The 20,188-nt window shown below is 60.1% G+C and carries 13 protein-coding genes; 8 read left to right on the top strand and 5 right to left on the bottom strand.

What is annotated here, in order from left to right; translation table 11 throughout:
• Nucleotides 1–117: 117 nt before the first annotated feature.
• Complete coding sequence (locus AC3WMT_RS18895; protein WP_103304577.1) at nt 118–1,479, bottom strand: carbohydrate porin; 1,362 nt, start codon at nt 1,477–1,479, stop codon at nt 118–120.
• Nucleotides 1,480–1,779: 300 nt separating this feature from the next.
• Between AC3WMT_RS18895 and AC3WMT_RS18890 the strand changes: the two genes are divergently transcribed.
• Both AC3WMT_RS18890 and AC3WMT_RS18885 read left to right on the top strand, forming a co-directional pair.
• Complete coding sequence (locus AC3WMT_RS18890) at nt 1,780–2,010, top strand: VF530 family protein (RefSeq protein WP_103304578.1); 231 nt, start codon at nt 1,780–1,782, stop codon at nt 2,008–2,010.
• Between the two features lies 1 nt (nt 2,011).
• Nucleotides 2,012–2,650: a Pr6Pr family membrane protein gene (locus AC3WMT_RS18885; protein ID WP_103304579.1), complete on the top strand. Its 639-nt coding sequence runs from the start codon at nt 2,012–2,014 to the stop codon at nt 2,648–2,650.
• Between the two features lie 185 nt (nt 2,651–2,835).
• Here the strand turns inward: AC3WMT_RS18885 and AC3WMT_RS18880 are convergent, their stop codons facing one another.
• Nucleotides 2,836–3,621 carry a siderophore-interacting protein gene (locus tag AC3WMT_RS18880; protein ID WP_103304580.1) on the bottom strand — a complete coding sequence of 262 codons (786 nt, stop codon included), beginning with the start codon at nt 3,619–3,621 and terminating at the stop codon, nt 2,836–2,838.
• Nucleotides 3,618–4,193, bottom strand: coding sequence for a PadR family transcriptional regulator (locus AC3WMT_RS18875; RefSeq protein WP_103304581.1), 576 nt, complete (start codon nt 4,191–4,193; stop codon nt 3,618–3,620). Before AC3WMT_RS18875 ends, AC3WMT_RS18880 begins: the two co-directional genes overlap by 4 nt.
• A gap of 497 nt (nt 4,194–4,690) precedes the next feature.
• Here AC3WMT_RS18875 and AC3WMT_RS18870 point away from each other — a divergent pair, with 497 nt between their 5' ends.
• The 6 genes from AC3WMT_RS18870 (at nt 4,691) to AC3WMT_RS18845 (ending at nt 11,644) form a co-directional block, all read left to right on the top strand.
• The gene (locus tag AC3WMT_RS18870; protein ID WP_103304582.1) at nt 4,691–5,182 is read left to right on the top strand and encodes a CS1 type fimbrial major subunit; all 492 of its coding nucleotides are present in this window, start codon (nt 4,691–4,693) and stop codon (nt 5,180–5,182) included.
• Between the two features lie 111 nt (nt 5,183–5,293).
• Nucleotides 5,294–7,816: a TcfC E-set like domain-containing protein gene (locus tag AC3WMT_RS18865; RefSeq protein WP_103304583.1), complete on the top strand. Its 2,523-nt coding sequence runs from the start codon at nt 5,294–5,296 to the stop codon at nt 7,814–7,816.
• A 4-nt stretch (nt 7,817–7,820) separates the two neighbouring features.
• Nucleotides 7,821–9,035 carry a hypothetical protein gene (locus AC3WMT_RS18860; protein WP_103304584.1) on the top strand — a complete coding sequence of 405 codons (1,215 nt, stop codon included), beginning with the start codon at nt 7,821–7,823 and terminating at the stop codon, nt 9,033–9,035.
• A 44-nt stretch (nt 9,036–9,079) separates the two neighbouring features.
• Nucleotides 9,080–9,823 (top strand): pilus assembly protein, encoded by a 744-nt coding sequence (locus AC3WMT_RS18855; RefSeq protein ID WP_103304585.1) that lies wholly within the window; start codon nt 9,080–9,082, stop codon nt 9,821–9,823.
• Nucleotides 9,824–9,856: 33 nt separating this feature from the next.
• Nucleotides 9,857–10,357, top strand: a complete 501-nt coding sequence (locus tag AC3WMT_RS18850; protein WP_146041242.1) for a CS1 type fimbrial major subunit — start codon at nt 9,857–9,859, stop codon at nt 10,355–10,357.
• 93 nt (nt 10,358–10,450) lie between these two features.
• The gene (locus AC3WMT_RS18845) at nt 10,451–11,644 is read left to right on the top strand and encodes a hypothetical protein (protein ID WP_249412165.1); all 1,194 of its coding nucleotides are present in this window, start codon (nt 10,451–10,453) and stop codon (nt 11,642–11,644) included.
• Here the strand turns inward: AC3WMT_RS18845 and AC3WMT_RS18840 are convergent.
• Together AC3WMT_RS18840 and AC3WMT_RS18835 are read right to left on the bottom strand one after the other, a co-directional pair.
• Nucleotides 11,613–16,775: an NEL-type E3 ubiquitin ligase domain-containing protein gene (locus AC3WMT_RS18840; protein ID WP_103304587.1), complete on the bottom strand. Its 5,163-nt coding sequence runs from the start codon at nt 16,773–16,775 to the stop codon at nt 11,613–11,615. The genes AC3WMT_RS18845 and AC3WMT_RS18840 overlap by 32 nt on opposite strands.
• Nucleotides 16,776–16,964: 189 nt before the next feature.
• On the bottom strand, nt 16,965–20,111 hold the full coding sequence (locus AC3WMT_RS18835; RefSeq protein WP_103304588.1) for a transglycosylase domain-containing protein: 3,147 nt from the start codon (nt 20,109–20,111) through the stop codon (nt 16,965–16,967).
• Between the last annotated feature and the right edge of the window lie 77 nt (nt 20,112–20,188).

Raw genomic sequence — 20,188 nt, 5'->3', positions numbered from 1 at the left:
GGAGCTGCGGTGCGACGATTCGACTTGCCAGCGATGGCGGCGTGTCAGCCGACGAAGATGTCGACTGTGAAATCGCATCGCTGGCAAGCCAGCTCCCACAGGTTTTTGTGGTGTCGGTTAGAACGAGGACTGGATTTTCAGTCCTGCGATCAGCGCGTCGTCGACCTTGTCCACGCCGCCCGGATGGCGGATGTATTGCAGGTTCGGGCGCACGGTCAGCCAGTTCGTCACGTGCACGCCGTAATACAGTTCGGCGCTGTATTCGGTGTCTTGTGGCGGCAGGAAGGACGGATCGTCGTAGTCGTAAACGGCGTTGGCGCGGTTGCTTGCTTCGGCGTTTTTGCGGAAGGCCGGGTTGACGTGCACGCGGGCCAGGGCGAAACCGATGTCATCCTTGGCGCGAGCGTCGAACGGGCCTTTGTAGGTGATGCCGGCCTGCACGTAGTTGTCGATGGCGTTGGTTTTCTTGTCGTGCATCGTGCCGTTGGCGAATACGCTCAGGCCGCGCGAGTGGTCGCTGGCGACGCTGGTGATTTGCTGCTGAATGCCCAGCCACACGCCGTGTTTGCTCGACGCGCTGCGATAGGCTTCACCGCTCAACGCTGCCGGTTGGCCATTGTTGTCTTTATAGACGTCGCTGGCCTTGGCGTTGCTGTAGTAATAGCCGGCGCGGTATTCGCCCGGCAGGCCGTTGAGCTTCGGCGTCCACACCAGTTCGATTGGCAGGATTGCGCCTTGGGTGCCGCTGCCGCTGAGTTTGAAACCGTTGCCGCGATCAAGGTTCGACGGGTTCTGCTCATACGCGCCGACCTGGGCGTACAACTCCGGCGTCAGATGGTATTTGACGCGCATCGCCCACTGGCTGACCGGCCAGTTGTACCAGATGCCGCCGACCCAGTTGCCGACCTGCGAGCCGCAGAAAGCCAGGTTCTGGAAGTCGCACGGGAAGCTGTTGAAGTCTTCGCCTTCGCCGAAGCGGCCGACCTTGATGTCGAGTTTCTGATCGAAGAATTTCTGCTGGTACCACATCTGCGTCAGGCGCGTGGTCTGGCCACGGCCCCAGACTTCCTGGGCCGAGGTGAAGCCGCCGACGCGTGGATCGTTGATGCGGTCGTTGCTGATGTTGTTGCCGCTGCGTTTGGTAATGGTCAGTTGAAACTCGGCATCGTCCCAGCCGAGGATCTTTTGCAGGTCCAGGTGCGTACCGAGGCCGAACTGATCGCTGTAGCGCGCGGTGCGATCGTGGTCATAGCCACCGTGCAGGTTGCTGCCCATTTCGCCGGTGTAATCGAGTTTGAAGTCGTAGCCTTTTTCCGAGAGTTGGGTGCGCGTGCCGTTCCAGTCACCGAGCATGTACGGTGATTCACTGTCGAACGCGGGAGCCGCTTGAACGCAGGTGGCGAGACCCAGAGCGGTGCAGCCGCCAAGGGTGCGCAGGGTCGAGATAGCGCTGTCTCGGGAGAAGGAAAAATCGGGCATGGAGAAGTCTTTTTTGGGTGTTTTCGGGGTGCGGACCGAGCGCTTCAAAATGTCGCAGGCAGTGAAGCGTTTCAGCCGAAGGGCGGCAGGATAATGATCTGTAACAAAAAGACAAAGGGGTTTTGCTGACATGCAGCCTTTCGGATTCGGTAACAGTGCGGCAAACGGGCGCATTGTCGGGCCGCGCGCAGGCTGCGATCTTCTCGGGTTGGCCTACATTTGAAGGAAGGCCTTCCACCCGACCACCCCCTCGGCTAAGGTGCGCGGCTTCTGCATTTTCACTTCGCCCAAAGGCCAGGCATGAACGAACAATCCCCCGATCCGCTGCACGGCGTGACCCTCGAACAGATCCTCACCGCGCTGGTGGCCCACTACGAATGGTCGGGGCTGGCCGAACGCATCGACATCCGTTGCTTCAAGAGCGATCCGAGCATCAAGTCGAGCCTGACGTTTTTGCGTAAAACCCCGTGGGCGCGGGAGAAGGTCGAACGTCTGTACGTGAAATTGATGCGCACCAAGCGCCCGGTCTGAAATGGACGCCGTGTGGCGCCGACGCCTGATCACTTGCGCAGCCGTACTGGGCTGGGCGGGGTTGGGTATTCAGCTTTACCTGATCTTCTTTGCGCGCTTGAGTGTTGGCGCCAGCCTGTTGGTCGGGGTGGTGAGCTTCTTCAGTTACTTCACGATTCTGACGAATACGCTGGTGGCGACGGTGTTGACCTTTGCCGTGACGGAGCGTGAATCCGCCGCCCGGCGCTGGTTTTTACAGCCGTGGGTGAGCAGTGGCATTGCCGTGAGCATTGTGGTGGTCGGCCTCGCCTACAGCATTTTGTTGCGGCACTTGTGGCATCCCCAAGGTTGGCAATTTATCGCCGATGAACTGCTGCACGATGTGATGCCGTTGCTGTTTCTGGGCTATTGGTGGTTTTGCGTGCCGAAAGGCACTTTGCGCCTGGGCCATCTGCCGTTGTGGCTGACTTATCCGTTGGTGTATTTCATCTATGCCTTGCTGCGCGGGCATTTGCTCGGCGCGTATGCGTATCCGTTCATTGATGTGGCGGTGCTCGGTTATCCGCAGGTGTTGATCAATGCCGGGGGGATATTGGTGGGGTTTGTGCTGATTGCGCTGGCGCTGATCGGCCTCGACCGATTGCGCGGATCGCAGTCCTGAATGCATGCAAACCTGTGGCGAGGGGATTTATCCCCGATGGGGCGCGGAGCGGCCCTGAAACCTGCCTCCGCAGATTACCTGGCTCACCGTGGTGCAGGTTCTGGGGCCGCTGCGCAGCCCATCGGGGATAAATCCCCTCGCCACAATTGAGTTCACCCCTCAAGTGGAGGGTGAATAGCAAAAAGTCACTCCTCTTCGGAAGTGCCCTCGGCGCGCCAGTAGCCGACGGCTTTGACAAGCTTTTCATCGAGCCCGTGCTCATCCAGCAGCACCCGGCGAATCTGCCGTGAAACCTTGGTCTCGGTCGCCACCCACGCATACAGATTGCCTTTCGGTACCTGCAACTGCTTCACGGTGGTCAGCAGGTTGTCCTTGCCGCCCTCACGCAAGACCCAGATCACATTGACCTGCGCCGCGCTCTCCAGCACTTGTTGCTCGCGCCCGTTTTCCACTTCGATCACCACCAGCGCCTTGCGATTGGCGGCCAGGCCTTCGAGGCGGCGGGCGATGGCGGGGAGGGCGGTTTCGTCACCGATCAGCAGGTAGCTGTCGAAGATGTCCGGCACGATCATCGAACCGCGCGGCCCGCCGATGTGCAGGAATTGCCCGGGTTTGGCCTGTTCCGCCCAGGTCGAGGCCGGGCCGTCGCCATGCAGGACGAAATCGATGTCCAGCTCAAGTGTGTCGAGGTCGCAGCGGCGCGGGGTGTAGTCGCGCATCTCGGGCATCGGGCCGTCGTTCTTGCCGCCGAGTACCATGGTTTCCAGGGCGGCGGTTTGTTCAGCGTTCTGCGGGAACAGCAATTTCACATGATCATCGGTGCCGAGGCTGATGAACCCGGCCAGCTCCGGCCCACCGAGGGTGATGCGACGCATGCGCGGGGTCAGGTCGACCACGCGCAGCACTTCGAGGCGACGGCGTTTGATTTCGTGCATCACGCGGTGAATGGTTTGGCTATCGACTGCAGTCATTCGGCTTTCTCCGGGGCAGGTTGAACGGCGGGGCCGTCGACGATGGCTTTGGCGGTGTCGTTGAGCAGGTCACGCACGCGCAGGATTTCTTCCGGGCTCCAGCGCCCGTGGTGCAGTTGCAGGGCATGGCGCAAGTTGTGCACCGCCTCGTGGATTTCCGGCGGCCGGTCATGGCCGCGCAACGAACGCTTGCTGACGTCGATGCGCATGCGCACGCCATCGAGGGCCACGGCCTGTTCACTCAAGGACAAACGGCCTGCTTCGGTGACGCTGTAGCGTTTTTTGCCGCCCTCGGCGTCGCCGCTGATCAGTTCGCTTTCTTCCAGGAAGGTCAGGGTCGGATAAATCACGCCGGGGCTCGGGCTGTACGCGCCATCGAACATGCCTTCGATCTGGCGGATCAGGTCGTAGCCGTGGCACGGCTGTTCGGCGACCAGTGCCAGCAGTAGCAATTTCAGGTCACCGGGAGCGAATACTCGCGGGCCACGGCCGCCGCGTTCACGCCCGGGGCGCTTTTCGAAGCCGTCGCGGCCATCACCGTGTTCGCGGTGGGGGGAATGATGGTCTCTCATTTCTGTCTTCTCTCGTCATGTTTAGATACAACTTAAGATATATCTTAAAGCTGGCGCAAGAGGTTTTTTCCCCATCTTCAGGGCCGCTGACGAGCGGCGACCTCCTGAGAAAATGCAACAGGTCAATTTTCGCGAAGGTGTCTTGATGGATAACCTTAAAGTTAAAGTCATCACTCTATTTAATCGAGCAAGTATTCTAAAGTTTTAACTAAGTACTGCTATGTCTGGGCCAGGTTGCTGTATGGTTTTTTAACTGAATCTGTATGTAGGGCATAACTTACAGTCACTGTTTTGAATATCGTTTTTTTGTTCTTTTTTCTTGCGGGTCATGAGGTTGTTTAACTACGAGGTTATCGGAAGTTACTTGCTTACTTTCCAGAGACAACAGTCGATGATGCCCCGGCATTGAAAGTTCAAGTTGACCTGGCTCAACTCCCCTGAGGGTTTTCCTGAACTTTCAATTCTTCCTTCTCATCAAGAAAACAAGGTACTGAACGATGTTCAAGAAAATCGCAATCGCTGCTCCGTTGGCTCTTCTGGCACTGGGTTCCTCGGGAGCGTTCGCCGCTGGTGAAGCCGCTCATTCCATCAACATCGTCGCCCATGTGCCGACCAACGGCTTTTACGTGGTGCCGACCGATCCTGAACTGGTCAACAAGGATCAGGACATGAGCTTTCAGCCGGGCAGCGGCAAGATGCGTGAAGTCAACGGCTTCTTCGATGTGCGCAACAACAACGGTTCGGTTCATGCCAGCCTCGACAGCGCACCAAAACTCATTTCGGGTTCAAACAGCATCGACCTGAAAGTCGAGATCAATAACAAGACCCTGACCCTGACCCCACAGGAAGTTGTCGGTGAGGAGGAGTCGAACGTCAACTTCCGTGCGCCGCTGAAGATCAGCGTTATCGGTTCGACTTTCAACCCGGGTGATTACACCGGCGTTGTCGCCATGACGTTCGACGCTGTTCCGCCGGTCGGCACGCCTTGATCGGCTGATCAGGCATTACGCGCCCATTGTTCAACGGGCGCTGCCCGCCGGGACAGGCAGCCACTGCCTGGCTCGGCGGACTTCCATTGTTCGTAATCAGAGTAAGAGTTCATGTTCCCGATGACACCCATCGCGGCTGCGCTTGCGCTGTTGTTTTGTGCCAGCGCAGCCGTGGCTTCCAACTCCGCCGGCACCACGCCGCGAAGTCTGTTGGCCCAGGCCAAAGGCCTGCCGGCGGATTTCGAGGAGCATTTCTTTGATGTGCCTCTGGCGGTTCGGGTCGAGCTCGATCATCAGCCTCTGGGCGAGGCGCTGGTGGTGTTGTCCCGCGATGATCGCATCACCCTGCTCGAGTTCACCGACACCAGCGAAAACCGCTTCGGCCCCGCCGAACGGGAAAAGTGGGCGGCCTATCTGAAGCCGGGTGTGGCCTTGGGCAACTGCACCGGTTCCTGCCCGGATCAAGTGCTGGCGGTGCACTACAACCTGGAAAACTCACAGGTGTCGATCCTCACCGAAAACGCCGAACGCGACGTTGAAGCCAAGCGTTACTACGAACAGCCCGAAGGCGGCAGCAACGGCTTGATGGTGCGCAATCAGCTCAACCTCAACGGCGGTCAGGATCAGGACCTGGGTGGCCGTTTCGGCCTCGAAGCCAGCAGCAGTCTGGGTAACTGGAGTCAGACGCTCAACCTGCAACTGTCACGTCTCGGTGGCCCGGACGACAAGCTTTACCACGCGGTACATGAATTGCACACCCAGCGCGAACTGCAAGGCAGTTTTTTCCGCCTGGGCTATTTCACCCCCAATTCCGAAGGTCTGACCCGCCAGCCGCGCACGTTCGGCACCAGCCCCGACACGGCGGTCGGCGTGATGTACGGCAGTTCCGACAGCCTCGCGATCAATAACCCCAAGCCCAGCGTGTACCCGATCTACGTCACCGCCAATCGGCAGGGCTCGGTGGAGATTTACCGCGATGGCCTGTTGATCAACACCCAATCGGTGCCCGCCGGTCTGCAGACCCTCGATACCCGACCGTTACCCGGCGGCATCTATGAAGTGGAAGTGCGCCTGATCGAAGACGGCCAGATCACCTCCACCACTCAGGAGCTGGTCTACAAGCCGAACAACTGGCGCAACCTCGACGAGCGCTGGCGCTACAACGTGTTTGCCGGCGAAGAAAGCAAATTGCTGAGCAACTGGGACACGCAGTCCAGCGGCAGCCCCACGGCCGGTGCGTCGGTCAATTATTTGATGCACCCGCGCGTGATTCTCGGCCTGTCGGCGCGGCAGGTCCGCGAAAAGCTGCAATACGGCACGTCCGTCGACTGGACGCTGGCCAATCACCTCAGCCTGTTCGCCAACGTCTACAAGACCGAGGATTACGGCACCGGCCTGGACCTGCAAAGTCTTTACAACTATGGATCCGGCAGCCTGGTGATCAGCCACAACCGCAGTTGGCTCGACACCACCAACACCTACGACACCTTGCCCGACGGCACGCGTATTCGCCCGCGCAACGTGTTTATCGGCCAGACCAGTAATTCGTCGCTGGCGCTCAACCACCGGCTCAGCAGCAAGAATTCGCTCAACGCCCGGGTGTCGCACAGCGAGGGCAACGTTGAAGGTGCCGGCCTGGATCTGGGCTGGACGCAGCGCACGGTGTTGTTCGGCAGTGATGCCAGTTGGCGCTTGTCGGTGTTTGATCGGCCGGGCAGTTACAGCAGCGGCGATGCGCGCAATCGCGGGGTTGACCTGAGCGTCAATCTGGCGCTCGGTGCGCCCGGCCAGCAGATCACCGGCAGCATCGGCTCGCGCACGGCGCGCGATGGAAAACGCGACAACAACGGTTCGATCGGCTGGCGCAAGGATCTCAAGGATCATGTGCTGCAAAGCGTTTCGGTCACGGCGCTGACCGACACCTACGGCCTCGGCATGTCCAGCCTGGCGAACTTCCGTACCGATACGGTGAATGGCGACGGCTTCGTTCAGCGCTCCTCCTACAACGGCAATTTCACCGGTGGCCTCAACGTCGACAGCACCCTGGTAATCGGGGGCCAGCAGATGCTGCTGACCAGTCAGAGCGAGATGCGCGGTGCCGGGTTGATTGTCGACGTCGAGTCGGACATCGAAAACATCGCCTTGCGTGCCGATGACTTCAGCGGTGGCAGCGCCGCTTTGAAACCGGGGCGCAATTTCATCCCGATCACCGCTTACCAGAACAGCTCGGTGAGTTTCGATTTCGAGGGTAACCACGTCCCGGCGGCGACCATTGCCCCGGCCCGTACCCGTTATCACTTGAACAAGGGCGGGGTCGAGTACCGCAAGATTCGCGTGATGAAAACCCTCACCGTGCTTGGTCGTCTGGTTGACGCGCAAGGCCGGCCGCTCAAGGGCCACCACGTGATCAACCACGCCAGCCGTGGCGTGACCGAGGTCGACGGCTTCTTCTCGATGGAAATGAACGCGGGCTCGCCGACCCTCGAAGTGCGCCGGGATAACCAGCTGCTCTGCCAGTTCCGCCTTGTGGAGAACCAGCACCGAAGTGAAAACAACGTGCTGATGATCGGCGATCTGCGCTGCACGCCAGACACCCTGGCCGATGTCACCTCCACCGAACAGAAGGCGGGCTGATCAGATGAAAAGATTCACATGTGGTCTTGGCCTGTGCCTGGTGATGGCCACGCCGGCAATCGAAGCCGCCAGTCGCGAGATTCGCGCGTTGTTTCAGCCGGATTCGTCGCAACCGAACAAGAACGTGTTCGTCAACCAGACGCCGAACAGCGGCTACTGTGCCAACTACCCGTCCGAGTGCAGGGACAACAATATGTTCAGCATCCAGTTGCCGGTGCGCTTCGATTCCTTGCGGGCGTTAATGCCCAACGACAGCATTGATGTGCGGGTACCGGCCAATTGGCGACCGTTGACCGTGACCAATGCCGAAACCGGGGAAGCCGAAACGGTGGAAGTGCGGATCATCGGCATCGGCTCCAATTTCGTCCTGAGTCATCCAGCGGCCAATTTGGTGGGCGTCACCGACATACTTGAAGGGCATCAGAAACTCTGGACCGGCAGCAGTTGGGTATATGCGCCTGCGCCATGTCAGTACAGCGGCGTCGGCGCCTTCAATCCGTCAGCTTATTGGTTTTTCTGGAAAGCGCCGGTTGAGGCGGCGTGTAGCAAAGTCGCCGCGTACACCATTCCATCGATGTACTTCGACACCCTCGATTTCGCCTATGAACTGCGCACGCCCAATCCGCTGAGCATGTCTTCCGGTCTGTACACCGGTTCGATGACATATTCCCTGGGACCCAGCGGTGACTTCAGTCTGGGCCCGTTGATGGTGCCCAATGACGGCGTTCTGAATCTGGATTTCGTGCTCGACGTGCAGCACACCCTCAAAGTCGATCTGCCGCCGGGCGGCGATCGCGTCACGCTGGAGCCCGAAGGCGGCTGGATGCGCTGGATCGCCAGCGGCCAGAAGCCGACCAAGATCTACCGTGACCAACCGTTCTACCTGTCTGCCTCGTCGCGTTTCAAGGTCATGATCCTGTGCAACTCGACCGGCGGTCCGCGCTGCAAGATGATCAGCCCGAAAGGCAACTCCACCGAAGTCATAACCCAACTCACGCTGCCCCCCGGAATCACCGGTCCGGGCGGTGGCGACGTGAAGTTGCTCCAGTTGCAATACAACCACTGGAGCGGTCCCTTCCAGCCAAGCATCTATGTAGACCGCAAGGTCGGTTCGCTGCGTTTCGAAATGCCCAAAGACGCGATCGACTTTGTTCTCCGCCCGGGGCTCAGCGACACGTTCACCGGCAATATCATGGTTATCTGGGATTCCGAAGTGTGACCGCTCCGGGCTGGACCTATTGATTTTTCATGGAGTTGAAGACGATGAAACGTGGTTTTTTGCTGGGCGTGCTCAGTGTGTTTGGCCTGACGGCGCAGGCTGGTCCGCAGATCAATGTGGGGACGGTGTACGACTATCTGGACGCCGATAAAAGTACGTATTTGAAACGGATATTCAACAGCGGTGACGCGACGGCGTTCGTCAAGGTCAATGTCCTCGAAATCGTCTATGGCGCCGATGGCACACCGCAGGAAATTGCCGTCGAGAACGCCGCTGACGGCGCCTCACGCAACGGCGTCATGGCCAGTCCGGCGCGGTTGATCGTGCCGTCCCAAGGCATGCAGGGCACGCGTTTGCTGTACATGGGTGAGCGTGATCGCGAGCGCTATTTCCGCGTGCGTTTCGTGCCGGTGGTGCCGGAAAAGGAAGACGAGTTTGCGGTTAACAACGAGGAGCGCGAGGACTATAAAAAGGCCCTGAGCGCCGGGGTTAACGTGATGACCGGGTTCGGCACGATCTTTTTCGTGCGGCCCCGGGATGCGCGTTTTGCCACCGCGATCAATGAAACCGACAGCCGCTACGAATTGCGCAACAACGGCAACACCGTGGTGATCATTGACGAGTTCAAAAGCTGCGCGTTGACCAATGAAGCCGACTGCGGCGCAACGACCAAACACCATGTACTGGCCGGCAAGTCCTTCGCCTTCGATAAAGAGAAGGGCCGTCAGTATCGCTTCTTTCTGATCGAGGGCGCCGAGAAGAAGGTCCTGAAGGTCAGCAGTCGCTAGACCTGTTCTCCATTGACGCAACGGGTAACCCACATGATCAAGCAATGCACCGTCGCCGCTGTGATGGTCGCGGCGGCCCTGACGGCCACCGCGACCTGGGCGGCCCGCGAAGAGCACACCTTCGAGGTCTCGCTGACCGTGCCCAGTCGGCCGTTTTACGTCATTCCGGCGGAGCCCGACTGGATTCACCGGCCGCAGCGGCTCGACTGGAATTACGTCACCTCAAGCCTGGGCAGCGTGCACAAGAATTTCGACGTACGTCACGACACCAGTGCGATCGAAGCGCGCCTGGAAGCCGTGCCCTACCTGTCCAACGGCAGGGCTGGTGAGGATATCGAATTACGCGTCGCCTTCAATGGTGTGCCATTGAGCGCAGAGATGCCGCCGCGCCAGGTGGTTTCCCAAGAGGAGGCGGCGGCGGGTAAACGCGTGCTGCTGGAAATCGATCCGGTCAAACCCGCCGGGGGTTATCGCCCCGGCGAGTACAGCGGCAATGTGCTGTTGTTGTTCAATGCCAGGGCGCCCGGTGCGTGAGTCGTATTTTTCAGCGCTTGTTGTCGCGCACTTTTCTGGAGAACCAACGTGAATTTCATAAGCATTCGCCGGCCATGGAGCGGCTTGCTGCTGATGCTGTTTGCCGGTGCTGCACCGGCTGAAGTGCATAACATCGAAGCGACCTTCGAACCGGACTTTGCCAACCCGCAAAGAAATCAGTTCACGAACCGCACGCCGTCGGAAGGTTTCTGTCGACAAGCGCCCTGGGCGTGTGAGCCGTCAGGTTTGTTCAGCCTGGTCGCACGGATTCCTTTCACGGCCAATGCGCCGATCCTGGCCAACCACAGCGATCCTCGCCAGGGCGGGATGGCCAGAATTCCCTCCGACTGGCGCGACGTTACCGTGACTCATGCGTCCGGCAATACGCAGATCCTCCAGTTGAGGATTGCCGGTATCGGTCATGAAACGCGATTGCCACAGACGATTGAAGAGTTGACCGGTGGTGGCGGCTGGGATGATTTGTGGGCGGGTGGTGCATGGATGTACGCTCCGCCGCCCTGTCAGGGCATCGGTACTTTTTCGGCTGGATCGTTCGGCTACAACAGCTTCTGGAAGGTGCCGACCGGGGCCGGCGCCTGCAGCAAACAGGCAAAGTTCGACATTCCGGCGTCCATGCGCTACGTATTTTTCGTCTACGCCTACGAATTGCGTACGCCCAATCCACTGCAAATGGATGCAGGCAACTACACCGGTTCAATCAGCTACACCGTTGGCCCCAACCAGGATTTCGACATGGGCGACGTGATGATTCCATCCGACTCGTTGCTGACTTTGAATTTCCTCCTCACGGTCACCCACACGCTGAAAGTCGACCTCCCCCCGGGTGGTAACCGTGTGGTGCTGGAACCCGTCGGTGGCTGGCATTCGTGGCTCGATCAGGGGCGCAAACCGGCACGGCTGATGCGTGATCAGACGTTTCACATTTCCGCTTCAAGCCGTTTCAAGATGAACCTGACGTGCGAGTACGCCAGCGACAACAACTGTGCACTGTGGGAACCCACCGCTGGCCACGCCGTGCCACTGGAAGTCAGTGTCACGCTGCCCACCGGGCTGACCGACGCAGCGGGACGTCCGGTAAATCGCCGCCGACTGTTGCGCGACGGCAGTGGCAGCGAAATGTTCCAGCCGGGTTTCTACCTCGACCGCAAGCCCGGGATCCTGCATTTCGAGGTGGCCCGGGATGCGGTAGATGAAATGCTGCAGGAAGGTTACGCGCGCAGCTACTCAGGCAACGTCACGGTTGTCTGGGATTCGGAGTTGGGCTAGACGGTTTGGGTTTCTCCTCAAGACCGGCAGTCTGCAGCGCCTTGTGGGTCAGTTGTCTGGCCAGGTCATTGCGTGTGTACGCCAGGTCGCTCAACAGCCGGCTGTAGTAGGCATCGCTCATGACTTCGCCGCTGAAGATTTCAGCTTCGCGTGCGTTCAATTGTCTGGCCAGAGCCTCCATGCGGCGGGCCAGTGGATTCAGTCGCGTGGGGTCTGTGGTGTTGACCCACTGTGTCTGTAATTCACGCAACTCTTCCAGTCGCCGATGCTGTTCTTCGAACACCTGGTCATTGGCTTCAAATTGCGTGGGATGAGTTCTGCGCAAATGGCGCTCCCAGAAGCCGTCGACATACAAGTCGAGCATGCCGTTGGCCAGCCCCTCGCCACGTTCGCGCTCGATGATCGTGTCGTAGGCCCGGTCGATCATGCCTTGGTCTACGCCTGAGCGCAGGTGATACATCATGCCGTCGGACTGCCATGGCAGGCCCAGACGCTCGGCCAGTCCCGTTTCGAAGGCCAGGTGCACTTCAAATTGATCCGGTGGCAGATTGACTGAAGGGTTGATCAGGTTCCGTTGTTGCTGGCGGCTGACTTCTTCGCGGGCGATATCACCCACTCTTTCCAGGCGCGCAGCACTGCGGGCCAGCCGCACCAGGTTATCGTCCAGTGTTCTGGCCGAGGTCCGCTCGGCGTAGGCTTTGGACACCAGCACCTTCAGCCCCATGGAGTTGAACAGTTGAGCGTTGCCGTCCTGGCAGGTTTCCGGCGCACGGGCCTGTTCGAACAATTGTTCACGCAGGTCGGTGTCAAGGGCGGCGGCCTCGATCAGTTCCCAGACGCGTCGGGTGAGTCTCTTGCGTGATCGCTCGGAGCGGTAATCCTCGCTCTCTCTTTGTTCGCGGATAATCCTGAACAAATCCTCGGAGCCGGGCTCGGCCATCACGTCCTGCCAGGATTCTTCGCGCTGTCGCCTGAGCGACTGTGATGCGCTGAACGTCGTTGGCTCATCCGATGACAGCCAATGGCTGACTTCGTTTTCCACCGCTGGGGAATACGCTTGCTGGCGGCTGAACCCCGCCGACTCGCGGTAGTTGCCGTAACGAATGCGGTCGGAGTCGGCCAGCCGCTGGGTATCGAAGCGTGCGCGGGAAAGGATGAACGCTTCATCGGAGCCGGGCGTGACCTCAGGGACGGTGGTGATCGGGGATCGGCGCATGTCCAGGACAAAACTGCGCGGGCGATGGCGCGGTGCATTGGCGACCCGGAACAGACCGCGCGGCCAGTCGCGGATATCGCTGTTGGCCAGACTCAATTCATTCAAGCGATACATGCGCCCGACGTCCGGCGCCTGACCCAACGGGTTGCCGGTCAAGCGCAGCGATTGCAGGCGGGTGAGGCCGCTCAGACGTGCGGCCGATTCGTCATTGAGCCTGATGCGGTTATCGGTCAGGTCGAGGGTCTGCAGATCACGCATTTCGCCGATGGCTGATGGCACGTTGTTCAGGCCGCACTGGCGGGCGCTCAACTGGCGCAGTTGCGGCAGGTCATTGAGCAATTGGCTGTCCGGGGAGAAGCGTCCATTGTCGATTTTCAGTGCGGTGATCTGATCGAGGTATTTTTTCATGCCGGGTTGCCGGCGCATTTCGTTCCACCAACGGTCGTGATCCGGGCGGGAAAGGTCGGAGGATAAATTCAGCGTGTAGCCTTGATCTGGATGCTGATCGCGCTCGGCGAACGCCTCGTTCTTGCGTTCAAAGCAATCGAGCAGGCGCTCCTCCAGGTGCAGTCCGCCAGTGCGCAGGAACTCGGCCGAAACGCCATGAATCGGTTCGCCGGCACTGTCCAGTCCCACCGGCTGACTGTTGCGCCAGCGTGCCAGTGTGCTGCGCAGTTCCTTGAGTTGGTCCTTGAGTTGTTGCAGCGCCGCTTCGGGATCCGGTTTGGCGCGCAAGGCTTCGGCAAAGTTGTTCACCTGACGCTCGTTCAGTTTTGGAAACAACTGTTTGATGCGCTCCTCGAAGGTTTTTTCGCCGAACGGCCATGGCCAGCCACGCACCAGCTCGACGGTTTCAATGCTCGCCACCGGGAGCACGGGCGGCTCGGCGAGGAGTACCCGACGTTCGGCCGGTGCCGCGGTTTTGTCCATGATCCAGAGTTTCAGCAAGCGTCCCTGACCTTTCTGATAACCGATCTGCTGACGCTTGTCCTCCGGCAGGGCCTGCAGCAGCGCTTCGTAAAAGTCGGCGGGGGCGTGCAGGGTACGGTTGTCGCCGTCGAGCACTTCGTAGCGGCCGTGTTCATCGCGGATCAGGCGTCTGACGCTGGCAGGTTCGTCCGGACCGACGCTGCAACGCAACGGGCCGTCGTAAGTGCCGTCACGCACTTCCAGGCGCATCTCGCCAAAACTGTCGCTAAAAGTGCGCAGGGTGTTGAGCGCAAGCCGTTCGGTGTCCGGCACCACCCGTTCGTCATGGTAGAAACCGTCGTAGGCGCGGGCCGTGGTGGCTTCGAAGTTGGCCTCGCGGGCCTGCGTCTTGATGCGCAGGGGCAGGCGGTTTTCGCTGACAATCCGCTCCAGCTCGGCCGGTCGGGCCTGGGCCAGGGTTTTTTCGGCGAGGCTCAGTGGCATGTCCGGGAAGGTCTGGGTCATGACCCGTACGTCGGCCTTGTTGGAGCGTTCCGTACCCTGATAAATGCGCGAGGCCAAATCACCCTGAAGGTCATCTACCGCATCGGCGAGCAGATTGCGCATGGCCTGGGGACGCTGTGCTGCCGGGACTTCACGACCGGCCAAGGCGCGCATTTCGCTGTCGGTGAGAAACACCGCCGCTCGCTCGGGCAGTCGGCCGGCGGTCAGATCCGGCAGGCCGATGCTCAGGGTATCGGCCTCGGTGGCGGCCGGATTGCCGTACTGGCGTGAGTGGCCGCTGAGGTCAGCGTTTTCACACACGCGCAATGCCCGCTCGGTTGGCCAGCCGGGCAGTCGGGTGATGATCGGTTCAAACCACACCGATTGCGCGTCGATCGGCCGCCCGGCGCGAATATCGGCGATGGTGGTGTCTGCATCGTCATAGGCCTTGTAACGCTTGATCGTGTCGGCCAGTACCGGTGGCGGCGGGCTGTTGTCGATGTGCATGCGCCGCAACTCTTCAGCGTCGGTGCCGCTGGCGACGCGGATCTGCTCCAGCTCCAGCGGCGAGAAGCGTTCGACGCTGTGGCCGAGCCGGCGCATCAGGGTCGGGCCTGACCAATCCTCGGGGTTTTCCGCTTCGTGCAGCCAGGCGCCGTGATCGTTGTGTTCAAGGGTCGGCTGATAGGCGTTGGCGCGTGAGGGGTGTTCGATGCGGTGGGTCTTGTGCGCCGGTTCGGTCGTGGCTTTCTGCACCTTGTACAGCTTGCCGTCGAGCGGCAGCAGCAGGTCGTTGCCATGACGGTGCAGGCCCAGTCGGTCGGGTTTCGAAGCCACCGACAGCGCCAGATTCTTCTGTTCGTAAGGGCCAAGATCCGGATGCCAGAGGCTGGCTTTGCCACTGGGCAAACGCACGGGTTTCATGTCGTCGACCAACTTGGAAAACTTGACGCGCAAAGTCGAGCCGATGGCGGTTCCGGCACTGAAGGCCGCCAGCTGAATCACGTCGGTGACCACGCTGATCACATGCTCGGCGGCTTCCTGCCCCAGTCCCTCGGCCAGATCGACAATGCCTTCGATGACGTCGCTGGTCAGTTGGTACACGGTGTAGGCCATCATCAACTCGCCGAGAAACGGCACGAACGGCGTGGCGATCAGCAGGGCGGCATTGAAAATGTCCGAGACGATTTTCTTGAAGTTGTCCCACCAGGCCCAGCGCGTGTTGCTGTCGGTATCGGCAGTGGACACGGCGATCTCGCGGCCATCGTTGAGGATCTTGTTGAGCTTTTGCTGGTAGACGTGTCGCCAGTAATCGGCGGGCAGCGCGACGGTGTCGATTTGCAGGCGTGGTCGCGGCACCGGCTCTTTGCGCCATGTCGGGCGTTGATCCGTCGGATCCCCGGGCGGATGCCATTGCAGCTTGAACAGGCGTTGCTCGAGGCTGGCGAAAAAATGCCCGCGCTGTTGTTGATCGACAAACTGGCTGAAGAATTGTCGATAGGTCATTTGTGAGGATGCAGCGAGTTTATCCTCACGCAACTGCCGCGCCAGTTCCTCGATAAACGCATCGACCGAGGCGTACTCCTTGAGCGGGTGGTCGGGGTCGTGGGGCAGGTACACGATCAACCGATTGATGCCACGGGTGTCGGGTCTGGCGGGGATCAGCAGGGTGATGCCGGTCAGGCGGTTGTCCATCATCGAAAGATCGCAGCACTGCATTCTGCGGCCATTGAGCACCAGCCGGGGTTTGTCCTTGGTCAATTCCAGCATCAGTTTGTAGACGTCGTACTGAATGTCGCCGGTGATCAACGCCAACTGTGCCGCCACCGTGAGTGCGTCTTTCTGGCTCTCGACGACTTTGTGCTTGAGCACCGCATCGGCGACGGCGTCGCCGGACAAAAGATAGCTTTCCAGATGTTTTTTGTACTGCGCGCCAATGTCCAGTTCCCGGCACAGCGTCTGGAACTCGCTGATGCTCAGATTGGCCAGCGTAAGCACCTCGAAGTGGCCCAGCGCATCGGGTTTGCTGATGAAAGCCGAGGCGGCATCGACCTGTTCGTCTTTGGCGAAATTGTGCAGTGCGGCATCCAGCAACGACACCGTGCGGGCCGTGGCCCCCCCCGAGATGTCGATGGCCCACCAGGGTTTGTCCTTGGGCATGTACAAACGCAGCCAGGTGGTTTTGACGTCGATGTCGACGCCGCAGCGCTCCTTGAGTTTCGCTTGCAACAGCGGAGCGGCAAACGTGTAGATATCGAGTTTGGCCAGCAGTACGTCGACCTTGTTCTGCGAAGCCCAGGCCTTGAGATTGGCGGCTTTGAGTTTGTCGTGCTGGAGGGTGTGCGAGGTGGCGTACCACGCTTCGGGTTTCAGCGTCGCGGCACTGAGTGCCAGTCCTCGGTTGAGGGTGGCGGACTTGAACGTGCCGTGGAGCGTGTTTTTGATGAATTCGTGGTGCCGACCCTTGTGCAGATCGTCGGCGGAGGAGGGGGACGCAGGCATGGCAATCATCCTTGAGTGCTTGGTAGGGATGATCACCTTATCGGTGAAGGCTCAAAACAAAAGACTAAAAACCCACGTGTTTAAACCGGGGTTTTCGCGGCCGACCGGTCGAAAATTCGAATCGAAAAAAATAACTCTGTACCACCCGGTGCGCCGGGTTATCTCAACCTTCCTGACGCCGAACGCTGTTCAAAGACGCTCGACGGCAGGTGCTGTGACCAGGGTGACCTGGGTGTTTTCCGCAGGCCGGCATTGCGAGTCACTACCCGGTTGCAAGTACGGTGTGAGAATCGGTGCCATGCCCTTGAGCACCTGTACCGGCAGGGCTGAGGTGAATTTGAAGTTCTCCGCAGAACGCCCCGGAACGAACGCGGTGAGGGTGCCGAAATGGTGATCGCCGATGTAGAAAACGAAGGTCGCCGTGCGGTTGATCGACTTCGAGCTGAGGATCCTTCCGCCTGAGCCGATGGCCTCGATCCGGTTGTCGCCGGTACCGGTTTTGCCACCCATGGCCAGCGGGCTGCCATCAGCCAGTTTGAAACTGCCGGAAACACGTTTTGCCGTGCCGGCGTCCACCACCTGCGACAAGGCTTCACGCATGGCTGTCGCAACTTCCGACGGCATCACCCGTTTGCCGACATGCGGGTCATTGACCAGTCGGGTTTCATAGGGGGTTCCGGCGGCGAAGTGCAGGCTGTCGATGCGCAGGGTCGGCATGCGCACGCCGTCGTTGAGGATGGTGCCGATCAGCTCTGCCAGGGCGGCCGGGCGGTCGCCGGAGCTGCCGATGGCGGTTGCCAGCGACGGCACCAGATGATCGAACGGGTAGCCGACTTTCTGCCAGCGCTGATGGATTTCCAGGAACGCTTCGATCTCGAGCATGGTGCGGATGCGGCTGTCGCGCGCGCCCTTGTGCTTGCTCTTGAACAGCCAGCTGTAGACTTCCTGACGCTCGAACTGGCTGGCCTTGACCATCTGGCTAAACGTCGCGTCGGGGTTGTTCAACAGGTAACCCATCAGCCACAGGTCGAGCGGGTGCACCTTGGCGATGAAGCCTTGATCCGGCAGGTCGTAACTGCCCGGGCCATAGGAATCATAGAGCCTGATCAGGCGATCATCGGTGAGTTTCTCGGTGAGCTTGGCGCCCTTGAGGTGCGAGCGCACGAAGCTGTTGAAATCTTCCTGACTGGCGTTCGGCAACAGGTAACGGTGCACGGCGGCCATGCGGATCGGGGTCGGGCGCATGCTGTCGAGGAAGGTGTCGAGGCGCGCCTGGGTGTCCTTGTTTTTGTACTTTTTCCAGAACTTGAGCAGGAACGAAGTGCCTTCGCGGTCGGCGAAATTGGCCAGGTATTCCTGACGTCGCGGGTCGCGGTCGTCCTTGAGCAGTTCGGCGCTGCTGTTGGGACCGGAGTAGGTGACGTAGCGCACCACATCGCGCATCAGGCGAATGAACGGCAGATTGATCGACTCACGCAAGGCATCACGCAGGGTCGGCATGCGCCCGTTGTCTTCCTTGCGAAAGTTGTGGAACACGTGCAGCCCGCCACCGGTGAAAAACGCCTCGCCGGGGCTGGCCGAGTATTTGCGATCGAGGGCGGCGCCGAGCATCTTCGACAGGTCGTGATCCTTGTTCTGGATCAGATAGTCGATGACCCATTGGCTGAGGCGATCCTGATCCGGCACTTCGACTTTCTTCAGTTCCGGCACGCTCATGGCGCCGTATTTGTCGTGCAGCTCGGCGATGATTTGCAGGTAGGTGGTGAGCACGCGCATCTTCGCCGTCGAGCCCAATTCGAGTTTGCTGCCCTCGTTGATGTCGAACGGCTGATCGGTGCTGTCGGTCTGCACCCGCACCCGCGAGCCGTCCGGGGTCAGTTCGAACAGGGTGAAGCTGTAGCGCACTTGACTGGTGCTGGTGGGGGTCAACAGGCGTTCGCCGAGCAGGCCGATTTCGCCGGCGTAGGCCGGGTCGGCGAGTTTCTTCAGATAAGCGGTGGCCTGGGTTTGCAGGTCGCCCTGCAGAGTGCTGGTGGCCGAGAGGTCGAGGCGGTCGAGGTCGTACAGCGGACGATTGAGCATGCTCGCCAAACGGCTGCGGGCGACGCTGATGCCTTTGTTGGTTTCAATCGGCTGAATGGTCGGCTGGGTCTGCCAGTCGCGGTAGCTGACGGTGCTGGCCAGTGCCGCGTCGGCGAGGGCGCTGTCGATCACGCCGCTCTGCTTGAGCAGGCGCAAGTGGCTGTCGGTCAGGTCGGCGAGTTCTTCGTGGCCCTTGGTCAGGTAATGCGACGGGCGCCGCTGGGCAATCATCAGCGAGAGCATTTCACGCAAGGCCAGGCCTTTTTCGGCCATGGTTTTCGGGTCGGTCGCAGGGCTGTTCAACTGTTCGTTGGCCTTGTTGAAATCCGTGCCGTACCAGACCCGCAGCCCTTCGGCCATGCCGTGCACCTCGCCGTGGCCGGGCACGGCGGACAGCGGCACGCTGTTGAGGTAGTCGCGAATGATGTTCTGCCGCGCGCCGAGGGTTTCCGGGCCGGGCTGATAGGCGCGCACGCTGGCGGAAATCATCTGGCGAATCTTCTCGGCGCCGGACACCGTCAGGCCATCGGGCGAATGCCGGTATTTCTCCAGTTGCGTTGCCAGGGTACTGCCCCCGGCAGATTGCCCGGGCAGGTGCAGCAACTTCGCCACCTGTGACCACGCGGCCATGCCGAACCGTGGCCAGTCCACAGCCGGGTTGGCCAAGGGTTGCTTGGGGTCGAGCAGGAAGCGGTTTTCAATGAACAGCAGGCTGTTGACCACCACTGGTGGAATCGCCGCGAAGCTCGAATACAGCTGCTGCGGATAGTTGTACTTGTACAGCGGTGCGGCGCGGCAATCGGTGATCGACAGCCCGGCCTGGATTTTCTCGGAGTAGGGCACAAACAGGCCTTTGTCGGTGTAGCTCAGCAGCGCCGGTGAAAAACGCGTCTGCTCGGTGACGACATAGTTGCGCTTGAGCAGGCGCGGCAGAAATTCATCAAGGGAGCTGTAACCCAGCCGCAGGTCGAACGGACCGTTGCCCGGATAACGAATGGCTTCACTGGGGCCCGGCTCCAGTTTGTAGGTCAGCGAGGCGGCATATTGGCTGAGTTCCCGGGATTGAAAACGCGAGGTGCGCATTTCCTTGGAGGCAGCCAGCCCCACCACCACCGCGATAATCAGCAGCAACAACCAGAAAGCCTTCCACCCGTGCCGGCTGCGGCGGGGTTTTTCAGGGACAGGCGCTTGATCATCCACACGTTCAGTCGGAACCACGGCTTTACTCGAATCGGTCTGCCACAAAGCGCCCATAGTCGATTGATCCATTCACGCAGATTGATCGGACTTGTCTGAAGCTTAGACGGTGGTTGGCGCTGGTGAAAAAATTG

It is taken from the genome of Pseudomonas sp. FW305-7 (assembly GCF_058786735.1).
This window is presented reverse-complemented; position numbering and strand designations above follow the sequence as displayed.